This window comes from Tabrizicola sp., assembly GCF_051645465.1.
In the GTDB taxonomy this organism is placed as follows: domain Bacteria; phylum Pseudomonadota; class Alphaproteobacteria; order Rhodobacterales; family Rhodobacteraceae; genus Tabrizicola.
On record NZ_JBOFBI010000361.1, the window covers coordinates 1 to 4,193 of the forward strand.

General features: G+C 60.3%; 4 protein-coding genes. 1 reads left to right on the forward strand and 3 read right to left on the reverse strand.

Going from position 1 to position 4,193, the window contains the following annotated elements; all coding sequences use genetic code 11:
• The 3 genes from ACRCSW_RS22335 to ACRCSW_RS22345 form a co-directional block, all read right to left on the reverse strand.
• On the reverse strand, positions 1-562 hold a 562-nt coding region (locus ACRCSW_RS22335), incomplete at its 3' end, for a tyrosine-type recombinase/integrase (protein WP_438707853.1).
• Between the two features lie 268 nt (positions 563-830).
• The gene (locus tag ACRCSW_RS22340) at positions 831-3,020 is read right to left on the reverse strand and encodes a molybdopterin cofactor-binding domain-containing protein (protein ID WP_438707854.1); all 2,190 of its coding nucleotides are present in this window, start codon (positions 3,018-3,020) and stop codon (positions 831-833) included.
• Between the two features lie 4 nt (positions 3,021-3,024).
• Entirely contained in the window at positions 3,025-3,483 is a 459-nt protein-coding gene (locus tag ACRCSW_RS22345) for a (2Fe-2S)-binding protein (RefSeq protein ID WP_438707856.1), read from the reverse strand.
• Between the two features lie 180 nt (positions 3,484-3,663).
• On the opposite strand from ACRCSW_RS22345, the gene ACRCSW_RS22350 reads away from it, so the two are divergent.
• Positions 3,664-4,193: TetR/AcrR family transcriptional regulator (locus ACRCSW_RS22350; RefSeq protein ID WP_438707855.1), on the forward strand; the 530-nt coding region annotated here is incomplete at its 3' end.

Here is a 4,193-nt window from a genome sequence, read left to right on the forward strand (position 1 = left end):
CCATCTTGGTGTGACCAAGCAGAAGCTGCACCGCCCGCAGGTTGCCGGTCTTCTTGTAAATCTGTGCTGCCTTGGTGCGCCGCATCGAGTGCGTTCCGTAAGCGCTCGGCTCCAACCCAATCGAGGTCACCCACTCCCGAAGAATTCTCGCATACTGCCGGGTTGAGAGATGCGGGCTGTCGTGGAACCTGCTCGGCCAAAGGTCGTCACATCCGAACATCGCCGGGCTTTCGATCCACCGCTGGACTGCTTTGCGGGTCTGTTCCGTGATCTCAAACTGGACGGGCCGTTGGGTCTTGCTCTGAAGGACCGAGGCCCGCTCTTTCATGTGGCCAGAGACGAAGACATCCCGCACTTTGAGCCTGACGAGGTCACACCCGCGAAGTTTGCTGTCGATCGCCATGTTGAACAGGGCGAGGTCGCGGATGTTGTCCGCGATCTCAAGACGTACCCGGATCGCCCAGACGTGCTTTGGTTGAAGGGGGCGTTTCTGACCGATGATACGGCCCTTGTTCCACGCCGGGGCGATTGGACGAACGACGGGAAGATGAATTGCGGACATGGCTTTTCCTCCGTCCGCCAAACCCGCCCGACACCAACATTGTGCTGATGACCGATGATAGCACGGATCAAGTCGAATGACCGGTCTGGGGAAGCTGCACTGCGGCAACAACCGCCCCTCGAATGACTGGAATGGACCGGAGATAGCCAGGGTTGGGTGCTGCCAGCGCGGCAGAACAGAACGCTGCCAGGTTTCGTAAGGGACTACCACACAGGCATCGCCTCAACCACGCTGCTAGCGGCCGAGCCGCGGGTTGTTTCACTAGCGTTTATGCGTTGCGGGCATCGTTGAACGGCAACACCCTCACCCGTCGCTTTGTCGCGGCATACCACGCATTTGCAACAGCCGGTCCAATCGGGGGCACGCCCGGTTCGCCCACGCCCGTCGGATAGCCGTCTGACGGCACGATATGCACCTCGACCTGCGGCATTTCCTCCATCGTCAGCACCTCATAGCCATCGAAATTGCCCTCGACAACCTGCCCGCCTTCAAGGGTGATCCGTGACTTCAAAATGGCACCAAGGCCAAAGCCGATCCCGCCCTCAATCTGGGATTTGATCTGATCCGGCATGACGGCAATACCGCAGTCGAGGGCGCAGACCACGCGTTCAACCCTCATCACGCCGTCGTTCACCGAGATCTCGGCCACTTGTGCGACGATAGTGTTGAAACTTTCGGCAAGGGCCACGCCCCGGAACCGCCCTTCGGGTGCAGGCGTCGCCCAGCCGGACTTGTCGGCAACCTCTTGCAGGACAGCAGCATGACGCGGATGATCCGCCAGCATTGCAAGGCGAAACGCGATTGGGTCCTGCCCTGCAGCCTCAGCCACCTCATCAAGGAACGCCTCAACCGCATAGGCCGTATGCGTCGACCCAACTGCCCGCCACCACAGAACCGGCACGCCCGTGACCATGTTGGTCAGATCAACCTTCATGTTCGGCACGGCATAGGGCAGGTTGTTAGCGCCTTCAATCGAGGCGTTGTCGGGCGCGCCAGGTGTCGCAAAAGCCGTGCCTGCGGTAATCGACTGGCCGACAATGTGGTTCTGCCAACCGACCAGTTTGCCGTCCGCGTCCAGTGCAGCCTTCATCGCATGCATGAAGGCAGGGCGGTACCGCCCGCCCCGCATGTCATCCTCGCGCGTCCATTGCATCTTGACCGGGCGGCCAACCGCCTTCGCCACGGCGACGGCCTCGACCACCACATCACTGTCAAACGTGGCACGGCGGCCAAAGCCGCCGCCCGTTTTCATCACATGCAGGATCACCTTGTCGGGCGTGACACCCGCCACTTCCGCAGCAGCCATCTGGTGCCAAAGTGGTGCCTGATGGCCGCCCCAGACCTCGACCGTGCCATCCTCATTGAAGCGTGCCACCGCATTCAGCGGCTCCAGCGCCGCATGGGCAAGAAACGGAAACTCGAAGGATGCCTCCAGAACCTTGGCGGCTCCGGCAAAGGCGACCTCCACATCGCCGTCATTGCGCACATTCATCTCTGGCGTCGCAGCCATTGCGGCGCGGTAGGTCTCTTCAATCTCCGCCGTTGAACGCTTTTCCGCAGCGCTGTCGTCCCATTCAACCGTCACAAGGTCACGCGCGCTGAGCGCGGCCCACATGTGTTCTGCCACAATGGCAAGGCCGCGCGGATGCTGGACCACATCCACAACGCCAGGAACCACTTTCGCCGCCGCCGCATCGAAGGACCGCACAGTTGCCCCGAACATTGGCGGATGGATCGGCACGGCTGTCAGCATGCCATCCAGGTTCACATCAATGGTGAACTGCTGCTGGCCGTTTGATTTCTCAACCGAATCCATGCGCCGATGCGCCGGATTGCCAATCATGGTCCAGGCGGACTTGTCCTTCAGCGTCACAGAGGCCGGCACCGGAACGGCAGCCGCCGCCTCGGCCAGCTCGCCGAATGTTGCCGTGTTGCTGCCCGATGTTACCACACCCGTTGCAACCGTCACCGTGCCAGCATCGACGCCCCAAAGGTTGGCTGCCGCCTGCACCAGCATCGCGCGCGCCGCCGCCCCCGCCTGCCGGTAACGCAGGAAGGACGATACCATGCCTGTCGATCCGCCTGTTATCTGGAAGGCTCCGCCGAAATTCAGGTTGCCATAGGCTTCGCCATAACCGCCCTCAGCGCGCATCTGGGCATAGTCAGCATCGAGTTCCTCAGCAATCAGGGTCGCAATACCGCTGTAAATCCCCTGACCCATATCGAATTGCGCCGAAATCGCTGTGACGGTATTGTCGGCGTTGATCCTGAGGTAGGGCATCACTGGCTGATCGACGGGCGGCGGGGTTACAAAGCCCGGCAGGTCCTGCGCATGGGCAGGGCGGAACCCGACCATAAAGCCGCCCACAACTGCCGTCACAGCCATCAGAAATCCGCGGCGGGTGGCGGGTATTGTGGTTGCGGGGTTCAGAACGTGGTTCAACATATTGGGCAGCATCGGATCACGCCTCCAGCAGTTTTGCGGCTTCGTGGATCGCGCCACGAATGCGGTGATAGGTGTTGCAGCGGCACAGGTTGCCGGACATCGCACTGTCGATATCGGCATCCGTCGGGGCCTTGTTATTGGTCAGAAGGTCCACGGCGGCAATCACCTGCCCGGACTGGCAGTAACCGCATTGCGGCACGTCCAGCGCCGTCCACACCTGTTGGACCACTTCGGTCGCGCGGCCCGTCATGCCTTCGATCGTCGTTACCTGCAGCCCTTCGACCGACGAAAGCGGCGTCTGGCACGATCGGCTCGGCACACCGTCAATCATCACTGTGCACGCCCCGCAAAGCGCCTGCCCACACCCGAACTTGGTGCCTGTCAGCCCCGCTATATCCCTGATCGCCCAGAGCAGGGGCATGTCGGGATCGGCATCAATCTGTTGGGTTTGTCCGTTCAAGGTAAAACTGGTCATCATCGGCCCTTTCTGGCTTGGACGTTGATCAGCAGGGGCGCGTGGTTCTGCGCACTGCGATGTTGCTGAAGGCAGGCTTCTTATGCAACGGTCTATTGCTGGTGCTTTGATTAGACAGGTCTGTCTAAAGATTCGTCAAGCTGAAATGTCGCTGTCATTCGTGGACCAAAAGAGCCTGTTATGTCTTCTACTGCCGTCCTCACCTCGCCACGTGATCGTATTCTTAAGGTCGCCTGGAAACTCTTCTATGAACATAGCTTTCGCGCCATCGGCATCGACCGCATCATCGCCGAGGCCGGTGTCGCCAAGCAGTCGTTCTATAATCACTTCAGATCAAAAGATGAGCTGATTGTAGCCCTGCTGGATCAGGCAGCCCATTACAGCATGCAGTGGGAGGCAGAGGCCATTTCTGGTCGACCTGACCCGCTGGTTGCGATTGTGGAGGCAGCGATCAGGCGTGCCAGTGAAGATTCCTGTTTTGGCTGCACATTTCAGGTCGGAGCCAGCGAATTCCCTGACCCCTCCGATGTCGTTCATCAAGCCGCGCGGCGGGCCAAGGATGCGACGCTTGACCGCTATAAGGCCTATGCGTTGCAAGAGAAACTGGCAGACGCGGATCGTGCGGCAAGGGACATCTTCCTACTCATGGAAGGCATATGGATCGCCGTGCGCTTGTTCGGTCGCGATGCACCTGTTTGCCACGTCGCAGA